The organism is Mammaliicoccus sp. N-M50, assembly GCF_022386995.1.
GTDB lineage: Bacteria > Bacillota > Bacilli > Staphylococcales > Staphylococcaceae > Mammaliicoccus > Mammaliicoccus sciuri_A.
This window is the reverse complement of sequence record NZ_JAJNJA010000001.1, coordinates 260,870-276,912: the sequence shown is the minus strand read 5'-3', so window position 1 is coordinate 276,912 and position 16,043 is coordinate 260,870. Positions and strand designations below refer to the sequence as shown.

At 32.1% G+C, this 16,043-nt stretch carries 15 protein-coding genes; 13 read left to right on the top strand and 2 right to left on the bottom strand.

The genetic code is table 11. The annotated features are described in order from the left end of the window. Positions 1 to 130: 130 nt before the first annotated feature. The 11 genes from LQ622_RS01280 (at position 131) to rplS (ending at position 10,571) form a co-directional block, all read left to right on the top strand. Complete coding sequence (locus LQ622_RS01280; protein WP_025905299.1) at positions 131 to 754, top strand: CHAP domain-containing protein; 624 nt, start codon at positions 131 to 133, stop codon at positions 752 to 754. Between the two features lie 167 nt (positions 755 to 921). Further along, positions 922 to 1,641 (top strand): ribonuclease III, encoded by a 720-nt coding sequence (rnc, locus tag LQ622_RS01275; protein WP_037587752.1) that lies wholly within the window; start codon positions 922 to 924, stop codon positions 1,639 to 1,641. A gap of 10 nt (positions 1,642 to 1,651) precedes the next feature. Then, positions 1,652 to 5,218, top strand: coding sequence for a chromosome segregation protein SMC (smc, locus tag LQ622_RS01270; RefSeq protein ID WP_239774579.1), 3,567 nt, complete (start codon positions 1,652 to 1,654; stop codon positions 5,216 to 5,218). Next, complete coding sequence (gene ftsY / locus LQ622_RS01265) at positions 5,215 to 6,387, top strand: signal recognition particle-docking protein FtsY (RefSeq protein ID WP_037587754.1); 1,173 nt, start codon at positions 5,215 to 5,217, stop codon at positions 6,385 to 6,387. Before smc ends, ftsY begins: the two co-directional genes overlap by 4 nt. After that, positions 6,374 to 6,709, top strand: coding sequence for a putative DNA-binding protein (locus LQ622_RS01260; RefSeq protein ID WP_025905303.1), 336 nt, complete (start codon positions 6,374 to 6,376; stop codon positions 6,707 to 6,709). Before ftsY ends, LQ622_RS01260 begins: the two co-directional genes overlap by 14 nt. 12 nt (positions 6,710 to 6,721) lie before the next feature. Beyond that, complete coding sequence (ffh, locus tag LQ622_RS01255) at positions 6,722 to 8,095, top strand: signal recognition particle protein (RefSeq protein ID WP_239774578.1); 1,374 nt, start codon at positions 6,722 to 6,724, stop codon at positions 8,093 to 8,095. A 192-nt stretch (positions 8,096 to 8,287) separates the two neighbouring features. Next, positions 8,288 to 8,563 carry a 30S ribosomal protein S16 gene (rpsP, locus tag LQ622_RS01250; protein ID WP_016910739.1) on the top strand — a complete coding sequence of 92 codons (276 nt, stop codon included), beginning with the start codon at positions 8,288 to 8,290 and terminating at the stop codon, positions 8,561 to 8,563. A gap of 13 nt (positions 8,564 to 8,576) precedes the next feature. Further along, a complete protein-coding gene (locus tag LQ622_RS01245; protein ID WP_025905305.1) occupies positions 8,577 to 8,804 on the top strand; it encodes a KH domain-containing protein in 228 nt (75 codons plus the stop codon). 65 nt (positions 8,805 to 8,869) lie between these two features. Next, a complete protein-coding gene (gene rimM / locus LQ622_RS01240) occupies positions 8,870 to 9,370 on the top strand; it encodes a ribosome maturation factor RimM (RefSeq protein ID WP_239774577.1) in 501 nt (166 codons plus the stop codon). After that, the gene (trmD, locus tag LQ622_RS01235) at positions 9,370 to 10,092 is read left to right on the top strand and encodes a tRNA (guanosine(37)-N1)-methyltransferase TrmD (protein ID WP_126476474.1); all 723 of its coding nucleotides are present in this window, start codon (positions 9,370 to 9,372) and stop codon (positions 10,090 to 10,092) included. The genes rimM and trmD overlap by 1 nt, the downstream gene beginning before the upstream one ends. A gap of 128 nt (positions 10,093 to 10,220) precedes the next feature. Then, positions 10,221 to 10,571: a 50S ribosomal protein L19 gene (gene rplS, locus LQ622_RS01230; protein ID WP_025905308.1), complete on the top strand. Its 351-nt coding sequence runs from the start codon at positions 10,221 to 10,223 to the stop codon at positions 10,569 to 10,571. Between the two features lie 143 nt (positions 10,572 to 10,714). Here rplS and LQ622_RS01225 read toward each other — a convergent pair whose 3' ends face one another. Then, complete coding sequence (locus LQ622_RS01225; protein WP_239774576.1) at positions 10,715 to 13,315, bottom strand: YfhO family protein; 2,601 nt, start codon at positions 13,313 to 13,315, stop codon at positions 10,715 to 10,717. 18 nt (positions 13,316 to 13,333) lie between these two features. Further along, the gene (locus tag LQ622_RS01220; protein WP_239774575.1) at positions 13,334 to 14,263 is read right to left on the bottom strand and encodes a glycosyltransferase family 2 protein; all 930 of its coding nucleotides are present in this window, start codon (positions 14,261 to 14,263) and stop codon (positions 13,334 to 13,336) included. A gap of 72 nt (positions 14,264 to 14,335) precedes the next feature. On the opposite strand from LQ622_RS01220, the gene ylqF reads away from it, so the two are divergent. Beyond that, on the top strand, positions 14,336 to 15,220 hold the full coding sequence (gene ylqF / locus LQ622_RS01215) for a ribosome biogenesis GTPase YlqF (protein ID WP_204188663.1): 885 nt from the start codon (positions 14,336 to 14,338) through the stop codon (positions 15,218 to 15,220). Further along, on the top strand, positions 15,201 to 15,977 hold the full coding sequence (locus LQ622_RS01210) for a ribonuclease HII (protein WP_239774574.1): 777 nt from the start codon (positions 15,201 to 15,203) through the stop codon (positions 15,975 to 15,977). Before ylqF ends, LQ622_RS01210 begins: the two co-directional genes overlap by 20 nt. Positions 15,978 to 16,043: the final 66 nt, after the last annotated feature.

The following is a 16,043-nucleotide window of genomic DNA, read 5'->3' as shown; positions in this document are numbered from 1 at the left end:
GAGGTAGATTAGTGGTCTTTTTGTAATCAATACTTAATCATTATAACCTATCCAGTATACTTTATATATGATAAAATGTTTTAATATATTATTTAAGAATATATATAATACATATTTATTAGGGGGATGTATGAAAATTAAAAGCAAATTATTGTTAGCTATTGCATTTACGAGCTTGACTGCATTGAATTTGAATTTGCATGCTGACGCTAAGGATGGCGGCGGTAGTGATACATCTAAAGATAAGACACCTAAGATACAGAACGTAGAGGTTGAACATAGAGATTACGATAAGAAATCAAGCAAGGTCCAAAAAGAAGTTGCAAAATCTTCAACGGCTGCCATGAATTATGTTTATTCATTGGAAGGTAAGGGTTGGGATTTTGATGGCTACTACGGTTGGCAATGTTTTGATTTAGTGAATTATTATTGGAATTATTTATATGGTCACGGTTTACATGGTGATTATGCAAAAGATATTCCAACTGCTAATAATTTTAGTGGTGAAGCTACAGTGTACAAAAACACACCATCATTTGTAGCACAGCCTGGAGATGTCGTTGTATTTAATGAAGATTTCGGATCAGGTGCTGGACATACAGCTATTGTGTTAAACGGTAATGCAGATGGTAACGTCATGCAATTTACAAGTTTAGATCAAAACTGGTATGGTGGCGGCGCTGACAAGACAGAAGTTGCACAACGTATCACGCATGATTATGAAACTGAAATGTGGTTTATAAGACCAAATTAAGCAATCCATGATGATTACATAAGATAATATAAACGTCTGAACAAAGCAATTTGTTCAGGCGTTTTATATATTGTGTCAATGGATATTGTCGTTTATGATAATATTCTTTTTTTTTTATGAAATATAACGTAAAATAGATAGGAAACATAATATTAGGGAGGATAGGCATGGTTAAAAATAAAGCACAAATCATAGCACAATTTAAAGCTCAATTCGATGTGTTTATGAAAGACATAAATATCGAATTTGAACAATATGATATTTATGTTCAAGCATTCTCGCATTCAAGCTTTATCAATGACTTTAAATTAGATAAATTAAGTCACAATGAACGTTTAGAGTTCTTAGGAGACGCGGTGTTAGAATTGACGGTGTCACAGTTTTTATTTAAGAAATTTCCATTACTTCCAGAAGGTAAGCTCACTAAACTGCGCGCATCAATTGTATGTGAACCATCACTTGTAACATTTGCAATGAGTTTAAATATGAACGAATTACTTTTACTTGGTAAAGGTGAAGAAAAAACAGGTGGTCGTGAACGTCCATCATTAATCGCCGATGCATTCGAATCATTTATTGGTGCATTGTATTTAGATAAAGGACTTGAAATTGTAGAGCAATTTTTAGAAAAAGTTGTATTTCCACATGTCGTTGATGAAAATTATACAGCGAATCGTGATTATAAAACAGAATTGCAGGAATTTATGCATCGTCATAATAAAGGCAATATTACGTATCATTTATTAGATGAAAGTGGTCCAGCACATCACAAGATGTTTACTTCTGAAGTACTATTAAATGGCAAACCTTTAGAAACAGGAAAAGGTAGAACGAAAAAAGAATCAGAACAAAATGCTGCTAAAAAAGCGTTGAATAATGGTCAATAAGGGGTAGTTTATGGTTTATTTAAAATCAATAGATGCATATGGATTTAAATCTTTTGCTGAACATACACATGTAGACTTTGATAATGGCGTAACAGCTATTGTAGGCCCAAATGGTAGTGGTAAAAGTAATATTACGGATGCTATAAAATGGGTTCTCGGTGAGCAATCAGCAAAAAGTTTACGTGGATCTAAGATGGAAGATGTTATCTTTAACGGGTCGAAAGAACGTAAAAAGTGCCAATATGCAGAAGTAAAATTAACATTGGATAATCATTCAAGAAAATTGAATATAGATGAAGATACAATAACAGTTGAACGCCGCTTATATAGAAATGGTGACAGTGAATATTATTTAAATAAAGAACGAACACGCTTAAAATCAGTTCTTGATCTATTTTTAGATTCAGGTCTTGGTAAAGAAGCTTTTAGTATTATATCTCAAGGTAAAGTTGATGAAGTCTTAAATGCTAAGCCTAGTGATAGAAGATATCTCATAGAAGAAGCAGCTGGCGTATTAAAATATAAAAAACGTAAAAAAGAAGCGACGCAAAAATTAGACGAAACAGAACAAAATTTAAATCGTGTAGAAGATATTGTATTCGATTTAGAAGCAAGAGTTGAGCCTCTAAGAGAAGAAGCTGCGATTGCTGAAGAGTATATTGCTTTAAAAGAAGAAATGAAAAAAAGTGATATTACTGTAACGGTATATGATATTGAAAGTTTAAATAAAGATTTTAAAAAGCTTGAACAAGAGATTGAGCATTTTCAATATCAAAAAGAACAAAAAACAAATGAATTAGACGCTATGACTTTTGAATTAAATGAAAAGAAAAAATCGAGAGATCAGATTTCTAATCAAATTCAAAATGATAACAAGGCATTAGTTGAAGCGACTGAATCATTAGAACGATTTACTGGTCAATTAGAAGTCTTAAAAGAACGTCAAAAAAATAGTGATGCGACAAATGAAAGATTAGAAGAAGAAAAGCAAGCTTCTCAAACGAGAATTAACAAAATAACGGAACAAATTAAAGAAATAGATGTAGAACTAAAAGAATTTAAAGATAGATATCAAACATTAGTGCAAGAAATTAATGGACTTGAAGGTCAATTATCGAATCAAGAAGGTACATTTGAAGAGAAAATTGAACAACTAAAAGATCGTTATTATCAACTGATGACAGAGCAATCAGACATTAATAATGATATTAGATTTTTAGAAGACAAATTAGCAACACATCAAGAAAAACAATCTAGATTAGATGGCAGACAAAAAGAAGTATACGAAGAACTTCAACGCGTTTGGGAAGATAAATCTTCATATACCGAAAAGCTACAATCTGTTGAAAAAGAACTTCAAGAAACAACTGAAAAATATAAAGCTGACCATAAGTTGTTAAAAAGTAAAGAGCAAGCATATAAAGATACGGAATCAAAACTGTATCAAGCGTATCGTTATACAGAACAAATGAAGACACGTATTAATACGTTAAAGAGTATGCAAGATGAATACTCTGGATTTTATTCTGGTGTTAAACATGTTCTGAAAGAAAAGTCACTCTATGGTATAGAAGGTGCAGTTGCTGAAATTATTGATACACCCTCGAAATTGACAACAGCTATTGAAATAGCACTAGGTGCTTCTTTGCAACACATTATTGTACAAGAAGAGAAAGATGCGCGATTAGCGATTAAATATTTAAAAGATAAAAAGCTAGGTCGTGCTACATTCTTACCGATGAATGTGGTAAAAAAACGATTTATACCACAATCTGTTATCGAGCAAATTAATGATCAACAAGGCTTCATTACAGTAGCTTCTGAAGGTGTTAAATATGATGAGAAGTATCGAAATATTGTAGAGCATTTGTTAGGTAGTACAATTATTGCTAAAGATTTAGAAACTGCCAATCAACTTGCGAGGTTAATTCAGTTCAAGCATAGAATCGTGACACTTGAAGGTGATGTGATTACGCCAGGCGGTGCTATGACTGGTGGTGGCAAAGAGAAGAAAGCAAGTTTGTTATCACAAAAAGATGAACTGAAAACAACTGAAGATAAGTATCAGAACTTTATGCAACAAACAACTCAAATCGAAGAGAATGTCAAAGTATTAAAACAAGAAGTTCAAAATATCGAACAGTCCTTAACTGAAACGCAAGAAAAAGGTACTGAATTAAGAGCTAAAGAGCATGAAGTAACGTTACAATTAGATGCAGTATTAGCTAAAGAAAAACGATTAAAAGACGAAAATGAAACGTTTGAATTTGAAAAAAATGATGGCTATAACTTTGTGAAAGGTCAAGAAACATTACAAGAAAAGCAAAATAAACTTGTAACGATTAAACAAGACATAGACAAAATTGATAACGAAATCAATCAATTAAATGCATCTCTTTCACATAGTAAAGATAGCGAAAAAACAATTCAAAATACATTAAATGAAAAGCGTTCGAATCTTGCAGTTGAAAAAGAACGAAATCGTTTGAAAGAACAAGATAAGAAACGACTTAAAGAAGATTTAAACGAATATGAACATACGTTAACTAAGATTAATGATCAAATTGAATTAATCAATTCTGATGATTATATGGGAAGCGGTCAATTTGAAAAAGTCGAAAGTCAAATTCAACTATTTACAGCTAAAAAGCAAGAAATAGAAACGAAAATGATGGATGATCAAGATAAATATAAATCTATTCAAGAAGAAATTGAGCAAATAGAACGCGATACGCAATCTATGCATCAAAGCATTTCTGGTTTAGAAACAGGCTTACAAGATATGGTGAGTAAGCACTCTAAAATAGATATTATGATTGAGCATCAATTGACACACTTAAATGAAACGTATCAATTAACTTTTGAAAAAGCACAATCATTGTATGAAATGCCAGAAGATATTTCAGAAGCAAGAAAAACTGTTAAATTAACGAAAATGTCTATAGATGAACTTGGACATGTAAATTTAAATGCGATTGAACAATTTAAAGAAGTTAATGAAAGATATACTTTCTTAAGTGAACAAAGAACAGATTTATTAGAAGCAAAAGAAACATTAGAACAAGTCATATTAGAAATGGATGGCGAAGTATCAACTAGATTTAAAGAAACATTTGATGAAGTGAATCATCATTTTGGAAATGTGTTTAAATCACTTTTCAATGGCGGACGTGCTGAGTTACAACTTACAGACAAAGATATTTTAGATGCTGGTGTTGAAATTGTTGTACAACCTCCAGGGAAGAACCGACAATACTTATCACTACTTAGTGGTGGGGAACGTGCGTTATCTGCCATTAGTTTACTCTTTGCGATATTAAAAGCACGTACAGCGCCTTTTGTAATTCTAGATGAAGTTGAGGCTGCATTAGATGAACAAAATGTCATAAGATATGCAGAATATTTAGATCAGCTCAAATCAGAAACTCAATTTATCGTCATTACACATAGAAAAGGTACAATGTCATACGCGGATAGCTTATATGGTGTTACAATGCAAGAAGCGGGCATTTCTAAACTTGTGAGTGTTAACTTAAAATCAATTAAAGAAGAAGAATTGGAGGCATTACAATCATGAGTTTTTTTAAACGATTAAAGGATAGATTCTCTCCTAGTGAAGAAAAAAACAAAGAGATTGAAAACCAAGAAGAACAACCAGTCCAAGACTTAGAACCTGAGTCTAATGAAAAGGAAAATCCAGAGGCGATTCAGTTTGACGATGGCTTAATGTCATTAGATGAGTTTGAAGAATGGGAATCAGAACAACTTGGTGCTAAGTTCAAACAAGGATTAGAAAAATCTAGAGAGAACTTCCAAAATAAATTAAATGATTTATTAGCTGTGTATCGTAAAGTTGACGAAGATTTCTTTGAAGCATTAGAAGAAATGTTAATTCAAGCAGATGTTGGATTTAACACAGTTATGGAACTTGTTGATGAATTACGTATGGAAGCTAAACGCCAAAATATTAGTGAAACATCTGAATTAAGAGAAGTCATCGTTGAAAAAATAGTCGAAATTTATGTACAAGATGATGAAGATATTGATCGAATGAACATTGAAAATGACCGATTAAATGTTATATTAATGGTTGGTGTTAATGGTGTTGGTAAAACGACGACTATTGGTAAATTAGCACACCGTTATAAACAAGAAGGTAAAAAAGTTATGTTAGCAGCTGGAGATACTTTCCGTGCAGGTGCTATTGAGCAGTTAAAAGTTTGGGGAGAACGTGTTGGTGTAGAAGTGATTAGTCAAAAAGAAGGTTCTGACCCAGCAGCAGTTATGTATGATGCAGTAAATGCTGCTAAAAATAGAGGTGCTGATATTTTAATTTGTGATACTGCAGGACGATTACAAAATAAAGCCAACTTAATGAATGAATTACAAAAAGTTAGAAAAGTTATTGATCGTAACGTACCTGGCGCACCTCACGAAGTATTATTAGCATTAGATGCGACAACTGGACAAAATGCATTATCACAAGCTAAGTCATTTAAAGAAGTGACACAAGTTACAGGTATCGTATTAACGAAACTTGACGGAACAGCAAAAGGTGGTATCGTGTTAGCGATACGTAATGAATTACAAATTCCAGTTAAATTTGTAGGACTCGGTGAAAAACTTGATGACTTACAACCATTTGATGCAGAAAGCTATGTTTATGGATTATTTGCAGATATGATAGATGCAAATGAGTCTGTTGAAAATACTACTGAAGAAGCTGATCAAAATGACGGAAAATAATGAACTTATAAAAACAATGAGAATGAATTACTTATTTGATTTTTATCAAGGTTTATTAACTGAAAAACAACGCAATTATTTAGAGTTATATTATTTACAAGATTATGCACTAAGTGAAATTGCAGAGACATTTCATGTGAGTCGACAAGCAGTATATGATAATATAAAACGAACAGATGAATTATTAGAAGAGTATGAAACGAAATTACAACTCTTTAAAAAATTTAAAGAAAGACAATCTATTATTGATGAATTAAAAAGATTGTCAGGAGATAATCAAGAACTTAATCAGGCGATTGAACGCTTAGAAATTCTTGAATAGGAGGAGAAATTTATGGCATTTGAAGGGTTATCCGAAAGACTTCAAGCCACGATGCAACGCATCAAAGGTAAGGGTAAAGTTACAGAGTCAGATATTAAAGCAATGATGCGTGAAGTACGATTAGCATTATTAGAAGCAGACGTTAACTTTAAAGTTGTTAAATCTTTTGTAAACACAGTATCTGAACGCGCATTAGGTGCAGATGTTATGCAATCTTTAACACCTGGACAACAAGTCATCAAGATTGTTCAAGATGAATTAACAACTTTAATGGGTGGAGAAAATAGTAAAATTAACATGAGCAGTAAACCACCTACTGTTGTGATGATGGTTGGTTTACAAGGTGCAGGTAAAACAACAACTGCAGGTAAATTAGCATTATTAATGAGAAAAAAATACAATAAAAAGCCATTACTTGTTGCATGTGATATTTATAGACCAGCTGCGATTCAACAATTACAAACAGTTGGTAAACAAATCGATATACCAGTATATACAGAAGGCGATCAAGTAAGTCCGAAACAAATTACTGAGAACGCGTTGAAATATGCACGTGAAGAACATTTAGACTTTGTTATTATCGATACAGCAGGTCGTCTGCATATTGATGAAGCATTAATGAATGAACTTGTAGACGTTAAAGAAGTATCTAAACCAGATGAAATCATGCTTGTTGTAGACTCTATGACAGGTCAAGATGCTGTAAATGTTGCAGAATCATTTGATAATACATTAGATGTAACAGGTGTTACGTTGACTAAATTAGATGGTGATACACGTGGTGGTGCAGCACTTTCAATCCGTTCTGTTACTGAAAAGCCAATTAAATTTATTGGTATGAGTGAAAAGCTAGATGGACTTGAATTGTTCCATCCAGAACGTATGGCATCTAGAATTTTAGGTATGGGTGACGTATTAAGTTTAATTGAAAAAGCCCAACAAGGTGTCGATGAAGAAAAAGCAAAAGAATTAGAAAAGAAAATGAGAACATCTTCATTTACGTTTGATGATTTCTTAGAACAATTAGAACAAGTTAAAGGTTTAGGTTCGTTAGATGATCTGATGAATATGATTCCAGGTGCAAACAAAATGAAAGGCATGAAAAATGCTAACATGGATCCTAAACAAATCGATAATGTTCAAGCGATTATCCGTTCTATGACTTTAGAAGAAAGAAATAATCCTGACATTTTAAATGTTTCTAGAAAACGTCGTATTGCTAAAGGTTCAGGTCGTTCTTTACAAGAAGTAAATAGATTGATCAAACAATTTGGCGACATGAAGAAAATGATGAAACAATTTACAGGAAGCAATAAAAAAGGTAAAAAAGGTAAAAAAGGTAACCGTGGCGGAAATCCATTCCAAGGCATGAACTTACCATTCTAATAGTAGCGTGACGCATCTATAATATAGAGCAAAGTTATGGCAGCTATCTTTAAGTGATAATGCCAGCTTTGCTCTCTTATTTTGCATGAAATTTAAATTGGTAAAGAGAAAACACTTTACAAACAATTTATATCCTGTTATAGTATTTACTTGTAGAAAAGAAATTATAAATGAGTAAGGAGTTTTTTAAACATGGCAGTTAAAATTCGTTTAACACGTAAAGGGTCAAAAAGAAACCCATTCTATCGTATAGTAGTAGCAGATGCACGTTCTCCACGTGATGGTCGTATTATCGAACCAATCGGTACTTACAATCCCGTTGCTAAACCAGAAGCAGAAATCAAAGTTGACGAAGAGTTAGCTTTAAAATGGTTAGCTGATGGTGCAAAACCTACTGATACAGTTCGTGATATCTTATCAACTCAAGGTATCATGGAGAAATTCCATAATTCTAAACTTTCTAAGTAAAGCGTAGATTATATTGGAAAAATTAATACAAACAATTATAGTACCGCTCGTAGATTATCCGGAGAACATCAATATATCTAAAGATGAACAAGATTCTAGCATTACGTTCAATATAGACGTTCATGAAGAAGACATTGGCAGAATTATTGGTAAGAAGGGCAGAATGATTAAAGCAATTCGTACAATTGTGTCTGGTTCAATGAACGAGCAAGGCAAGAAAGTGTTTGTAGAAGTTAATTAAGAGTACCTAATTGGTGCTCTTTTTTATGTTAATAATGAAAGAAACAGTTGAGGAGGCACAGCTCAATGAATGTTGAAATAGGCAAAATTGTTAATACGCATGGTATTAAAGGTGAAGTGAAAGTATTATCAGATTCTGACTTTACCGATGAACGATTTCAAAAAGGTCAACTTATTACAGTTAAGAAAAATAATGAATCATTTTCATTTACTATAGCATCACATAGAATTCATAAGAATTTTCATCTATTAACGTTTGAAGGTATTCATAACATTAATGATATCGAACATTTAAAAGGTTCTAAAATTTATCAAGAACAATCAAATGAAGCGATTGAACTTGAAGAGAATGAATACTATTATTCAGATATTATTGGTTGTACAGTATTTGTTGAAGAAGAAGCGTTAGGTAGAGTAATTGAAATTATGGAAACAGGTGCGAACGATGTATGGGTCGTTAAGGGAGATAAAGAATATTTAATTCCTTATATTGAAGATGTTGTTAAACATGTTGATGTTGATCTGAAGACTATTAAAATTGAACCATTAGAAGGTTTAATAGACTGATGAAGATTGATTATTTAACACTGTTTCCAGAAATGTATGAAGGTGTACTCAATCATTCCATAATGAAACGAGCACAAGATAAAGAAATTGTTCAATTTAATACAGTGAATTTTAGAGATTTTGCGAATAATAAACATTCACAAGTTGATGATTATCCTTATGGTGGCGGACAAGGTATGGTTCTTAAACCAGAGCCTGTATTTAATGCGCTTCAATCATTAGATAAAGATGAAAATACGCGCGTTATTTTAATGTGTCCACAAGGTGAGCCATTCACACAAGCAAAAGCGGAGTCTTTATCAGAAAGTGATCATATTATTTTTATATGTGGTCATTATGAAGGCTATGATGAGCGTATTAGAGAACATTGTGTAACGGATGAAATTTCAATTGGGGACTTTGTATTAACAGGTGGCGAACTTGCGAGCATGACAATGACAGATGCAATCGTAAGACTATTACCAGGTGTTCTAGGCAATCAAGTATCACATGAAGATGATTCATTTTCATCTGGATTATTAGAACATCCTCAATACACAAGACCAGCAGATTATGAAGGCTTAAAAGTACCAGATGTATTATTATCTGGGAATCATGCCAACATTGAAAAGTGGAGACATGAACAATCATTGTTAAGAACACAACAGAGAAGACCAGATTTGTTAGAAAGTTATCCATTAACAGAAGCGGATAAACGTTTCTTAAATGATAACAAAAAATAGATTGAATCAACTTGTGCAATGTGATATATTAATATAAGTGTGTGAGCACAAATTCACTATGATCCGCTGCTAGCATTTATATGAAACAATTACATTGGGCAAGAACATAGTCAGAAGGAGAGAATATAATGAGTAATAATAAGTTAATCGAAGCAGTAACAAAAGACCAATTACGTACGGATATTCCAACATTCCGTGCTGGTGACACTTTAACTGTACACGTACGTATCGTTGAAGGTAGCCGCGAACGTATCCAAGTGTTCGAAGGTGTAGTTATTAAACGTCGTGGTGGCGGAATTTCTGAAACGTTTACAGTTCGTAAAATTTCTTACGGTGTTGGTGTTGAGCGTACATTCCCTGTACACACTCCAAAAATCGAGAAAATCGAAGTTAAACGTCGCGGTAAAGTACGTCGTGCGAAACTTTACTACTTACGTAGCCTACGTGGTAAAGCTGCTCGTATTAAAGAAATTAGATAATATAAACCTTGGCATTGCTTGCTAAGCGTTTAAGTGTTTGGGACATATATTCCGACACAAAATAAATAAGCATATCACTGAACTGATTACTCAGTTGCTAGTGATATGCTTATTTTTTATTTACAAAAATGAGTCGAGTATATTTAAGTTTGCTGCTTCGAATTCACTTTTCTTGTGAAGACAATACTTAAAATAATTGAAACAATTGAAACCAAGATCATCGTTTTAAAATAGGGTGGTTGATATGTGATTTCTATATCTTTGTCTTGTTGATCTACATCTATACCTGTCATAATGTGATTGACTTTATGAATGGCTTTGTCTTTACCGTCTACTTTAGCTTTTAAGCCTTCTCTATACGGTATATTGATGACTGCAGTTCCTTTTTTATGTTCTTTTAAAGATATATTAATTTTCCCGTTTGTTTCATGGTAAGTATAACGCTTCTCTTTATGAGCTTGCTTTAATGTTTGATAATTTTCACCATATAAACTTTGTAACTGTAATTTATATTTCCCATTCGTTAATGAGATGAATATTTTACCATCTTTAGGTACTGGAACACGATAAAGTAAATCATCTTGATTCATGCGATATTTTGAATCTTGGAAGAGACGATTATTTGGATAATCATTTACTTGAATTGTAAAGTTTGATTGCGGTAATTCACGTTCTAAATGTAACATCAAATATAAATCTTGATATTGATTCGTTAACTTTTTAGGTAGTTGAATCGTTAAACCATCTCCATTTCGAGGCACGGTCAACATGTCATCTTTATAATCGGCATCACGCGTTGTAATGGTCGTTTGATTTAATAGATTCGGTGCTTTGTTTATTTCTGTATTAACTTTATCTTTATCTGTTGTAACAACACCTTTAATCATGGCATGTTCAAGATCTAATGGATTATCAATATCATGGGCATCATAATATTGATCGGTTACTTTAACTGCAGGTAACGGTTGCTCATTTTCTAATATTTGATATTTACCATCGTCTTGAATCAATTTAAAGTTTGCTGGCGATGATTTTTGGTATGATTTCTTCATTATATACTTTGTTGACCAAAGGCTGTATAAGTTAGATCGATCTTGCATATCGCTATAACGACTTAACGATTCATTCTGTAGATTAACTTTTGCATCTTCAAACAGATATTGATTTAAACCGCCATCAAAAATACTCGAGTATAAACTAAGACCTTTAAAATGTTGATACATAGGTGTGTTGTCTTGTGTTAATACACGCCATCCTAATCTTTCATCAGGATTCAATTGTTGATCTAAATGTGATACATGACTTCGTTGTAAGCCACTATCAAACGTACTTGCTTGAATAAAGAATTTATTCGCACGTCTTTCATGATCATCGTGATAGATTTGGTTCTTACTATGTTCCTTTGAAACTAAGAAAGAAGTTAACAATATCAAAGTCGCAAATACAAGCATCAATAAACGTGTAAAACGTTTTATAGTTAATACGAGTAATCCTATTATAAATAGAATAGGTACCATCCATATCCAACTGACATAATCTTTAGTTATATAATAACTTGTAAAAATAACAACAAAACCAGGTATGGCCGTGATGATATATTGCTTGATACTGATCGATTTAAAGTAATATACGTAACTTGCAATTAAACCACTAGAAAAGAACGTTAATAAATAATGCCATCTTTTTTGTGGTGCTGAAAAGCCGTTAAAAATACTATCTACATAAGGTAAGAAACTCGCAATCATTAAAATAATCGTGAAAATACTAAATAATCTATAATAATAATGTTTGTAAAGCTTTATTGTTAAAAGCGCCTGAATGGCTATAAAAAGTACAACAATTAAATAATTGTCATAGAATATATTGTCATGTTTATTGAAGTTAGACAGTAATGGAATCGTTCCATTATAAATTGCACGATTATTCCCAATGAAACTATGAGCAGAGTGGAAGAAAATAAATAAACTACTTCCAAGTCCAAGTATACTTGCTACTACAAGTAATTTAAGTTGTTGAATTCTTGGTACAATATCAGCCTTATGTTGAAAAATAAATCGATAGAAAAAGTAAATGAGTCCTGTTAAAAATTGATAGTATGCAAAATAAAAGTTATTGATAAACGTTAAGGCAACGATTAAGATAAACAGGCCAATCTTTTTATCTTTTAAAAATCTTTCAATACTGAATAATAATAATGGTAATAGCATAAAGACATCGCTAAAGAATGGCCAATATACAGTAAACCTAAAGTATATAGGTGAAACTGCAAATAGAAAAGCAGCGACTATTGAAGTAGTTCGATTTAAGCCAATCTTCTTAACATATAAATAGGTAAAACTCATAATTAAAAATGATTTTACGATTGATATGACAATGGCATTCTGAGTCCAAAATAACATATGGTCCGTATTAAAATGGAAGATAAATGAGCCTATCCAAACAAAAATGACATTGATAATGAACAAAATATTCGTAGAGAAGTAATAGGACAAATCCATAAACATATCTCCACCAAGACCTAAATCAGTTGAATAGAAAAATGTTCCGTGTGTCCAATGTTCATATAGATACATTTGAATTGGCAACATTTGTTCGATACCATCATTTGGACCAGTGAAAATAATACCATCTTTAAAATAGCGATATAGTATATAACTATGCCCTAAAATGGCTAAGACACCGAAAAGTAAAATGTATTTGAAAATAGCGTTGTTATTCAAAAATGTTTTTATTTTATTTATCATTTGATTCACCTATATGTGTTATTCATGAGATTTAAGGTTTGTTTGTTGAATAATATATTTTGGTCTATCTTTTGTTTCATAATAAATACGACCAATGTATTCACCTATAACACCTAAACTAAATAATTGAAGACCACCTAAGAATAAAATGGCGGAAATAATTGTGAAATAACCAGGTTCTTCGATGCCATGTATCATAATATTTATAAATGTAATTAAAATATATAGAAGACAGATAAACATTGTAATACCACCAAAATAAAAGCATAGTCGAAGCGGTTTATTATTAAAACTAACGATACCATCAATTGCGTAATCGATTAATTTAAAGTTGGAATATTTAGAACGTCCTTGATTTCTATCTAGATGATTATATGTAATAGTTGTCTTATTAAAACCAACCCATTCAAATATACCTTTAGAGAAGCGATTGTACTCTGTCATTTTAATGATAGACTCAACAACTTCTTTAGATATTAAGCGAAAGTCACCTTCACCACTTTTTAATTTAACATCAATCATATTTCTAGATAATTTGTAGAAAATTTTAGCTGGGATTCTTTTTAAAAACGACTCTTTGTCGCGATTGCGTAATGCGACGACTTGTTGATAGCCTTCAAGGTGTAATTCGATCATTTGTGGGATTATCTCAGGTGGGTGTTGAAGGTCTGAATCCATAATAATAACAGCATCTCCTATACTGTGCTCAAGTCCACAATACATAGCAGATTCTTTGCCGAAATTTTTAGAGAAAGATATGTATTTAACATGTTCGTCTTTTTTTGATAGTGATTGAATTAAATTTAGTGAAGTATCTGTAGAACCATCATCAACAAAAATGATTTCAAATTGATGTGGCAAATTTAAAAAGACGTTTGATACTTTTTCATGTAAAATAGAGATGTTAGTTTCCTCATTATAAAGAGGAACTATAATTGAAATAAACATAACAAACCTCCTATATAGATATGGTTAATATATCATATTTCGATAGTTTAAGATAAGAAAGGATAAATATAAATGACAATTCAATGGTTTCCAGGTCATATGGCCAAAGCGAGACGCGAAGTAACAGAACAATTAAAAATGGTAGATGTGGTATTCGAATTAGTCGATGCACGTATTCCGCTATCTTCAAGAAATCCAATGATTGATGACATTGTTAAACAAAAACCTCGTGTTGTAATACTTAATAAAAAAGACATGTCAAAACAAAGTGAGACAGATAAATGGACGCAATATTTTAAAAATCAAGGCTTTTTCCCAGTTCAAATTGATTCGAAACATGGTAAGCATTTAGGTGAGCTTATGAAAGCTGCACAAGCTGCCACTAAAGAAAAATTTGATAGAGAAAAAAGTAAAGGTCTTCGTCCGAGAGCAATCAGAGCTATGATAGTTGGTATTCCGAATGTAGGTAAATCCACACTTATCAATAAATTAGCCAAAAAATCAATTGCTAAAACAGGTAATACACCGGGTGTGACGAAAAAACAACAATGGATTAAAGTAGGAAAAGAATTAGAATTGTTAGATACACCAGGGATTTTATGGCCGAAATTTGAAGACCAAACCATTGGTAAAAAGTTGAGTTTAACAGGGGCAATTAAAGATAGTATTGTTCATTTAGATGAAGTTGCGATATATGGATTAAACTTTTTAATTGATCATGATCCGGAAAAATTAAAGCAATTCTATCAAATTGAATTACCTGAAGACGGTGACGTCATTGGTTTATTTGATCAAATTGGTAAAAGAAGAGGCATGTTAAAACGTGGTAATGAAGTGGATTATGAGTCTGTTACTGAGTTGATTATTAGAGATTTACGTAATGCTAAAATTGGTCATTACTGCTTCGATATATATGAAGAAATGAAGGATGGCATGCATGAAACAGAAGAGCATTAAAGAAATTGTTGAAGAGATTAATCAATATTTAACGATTCAAGAAGTTAAAGCATCGCCTTATAATGAAGATGAACGTAAAGGTGTCCAAAGTGCTTTAAGTAAGCGAATCAAGCAGTTAGAAAAAATAGAACAACTTCATCTTAAATATATTCAAATGAATCAATATGAAAAACAAGTATTAGACTCAAACAAAGATGCTGTTATTTGTGGAATTGATGAAGTAGGGAGAGGTCCACTTGCAGGCCCAGTCGTAGCAAGTGCGGTCATTCTTGAACAAGACCATCAATATTTAGGCATTACAGATTCGAAAGCTTTATCGCAAGCTAAACGTTCTTATTTCGAACAAGAAATATATAATCGTGCACATGCAGTAGGTATTGGCATTGCAACTGTTGAAGAAATTGATGAACTCAATATATATGAAGCAACAAAGGTAGCGATGCAACGAGCGATAGATCAATTGTCAGTTAAACCAGACCACTTATTAATAGATGCGATGAAGCTAGATAATGGCATTCCACAAACATCTATTATAAAGGGTGACTTAAATAGTGTTTCTATAGCAGCAGCAAGTGTGATTGCTAAAGAATATCGTGATAAGTTAATGTCTCAATATCATACAGAATATCCTGGATATGATTTTGATAAAAACAAAGGTTACGGCACAAAATCACATTTAGAAGGGCTCGAAAATTATGGTATTACACCGATACACCGTAAAACTTTCGAACCTATCAAATCAAAAGTGAAATATTAGTCTAACAATTCGTAAAATTGGACTCTCCTTGTTTACAATAACGCTTACATTTTCTATAATTGAGAA

What these genes read in the sequence shown, in the direction of transcription:
- LQ622_RS01280 (WP_025905299.1), top strand. Translation starts at nt 131, where the DNA reads ATGAAAATTAAAAGCAAATTATTGTTAGCTATTGCATTTACGAGCTTG.
- rnc (WP_037587752.1), top strand. Translation starts at nt 922, where the DNA reads ATGGTTAAAAATAAAGCACAAATCATAGCACAATTTAAAGCTCAATTC.
- smc (WP_239774579.1), top strand. Translation starts at nt 1,652, where the DNA reads ATGGTTTATTTAAAATCAATAGATGCATATGGATTTAAATCTTTTGCT.
- ftsY (WP_037587754.1), top strand. Translation starts at nt 5,215, where the DNA reads ATGAGTTTTTTTAAACGATTAAAGGATAGATTCTCTCCTAGTGAAGAA.
- LQ622_RS01260 (WP_025905303.1), top strand. Translation starts at nt 6,374, where the DNA reads ATGACGGAAAATAATGAACTTATAAAAACAATGAGAATGAATTACTTA.
- ffh (WP_239774578.1), top strand. Translation starts at nt 6,722, where the DNA reads ATGGCATTTGAAGGGTTATCCGAAAGACTTCAAGCCACGATGCAACGC.
- rpsP (WP_016910739.1), top strand. Translation starts at nt 8,288, where the DNA reads ATGGCAGTTAAAATTCGTTTAACACGTAAAGGGTCAAAAAGAAACCCA.
- rimM (WP_239774577.1), top strand. Translation starts at nt 8,870, where the DNA reads ATGAATGTTGAAATAGGCAAAATTGTTAATACGCATGGTATTAAAGGT.
- trmD (WP_126476474.1), top strand. Translation starts at nt 9,370, where the DNA reads ATGAAGATTGATTATTTAACACTGTTTCCAGAAATGTATGAAGGTGTA.
- rplS (WP_025905308.1), top strand. Translation starts at nt 10,221, where the DNA reads ATGAGTAATAATAAGTTAATCGAAGCAGTAACAAAAGACCAATTACGT.
- LQ622_RS01225 (WP_239774576.1), bottom strand. Translation starts at nt 13,315, where the DNA reads ATGATAAATAAAATAAAAACATTTTTGAATAACAACGCTATTTTCAAA.
- LQ622_RS01220 (WP_239774575.1), bottom strand. Translation starts at nt 14,263, where the DNA reads ATGTTTATTTCAATTATAGTTCCTCTTTATAATGAGGAAACTAACATC.
- ylqF (WP_204188663.1), top strand. Translation starts at nt 14,336, where the DNA reads ATGACAATTCAATGGTTTCCAGGTCATATGGCCAAAGCGAGACGCGAA.
- LQ622_RS01210 (WP_239774574.1), top strand. Translation starts at nt 15,201, where the DNA reads ATGAAACAGAAGAGCATTAAAGAAATTGTTGAAGAGATTAATCAATAT.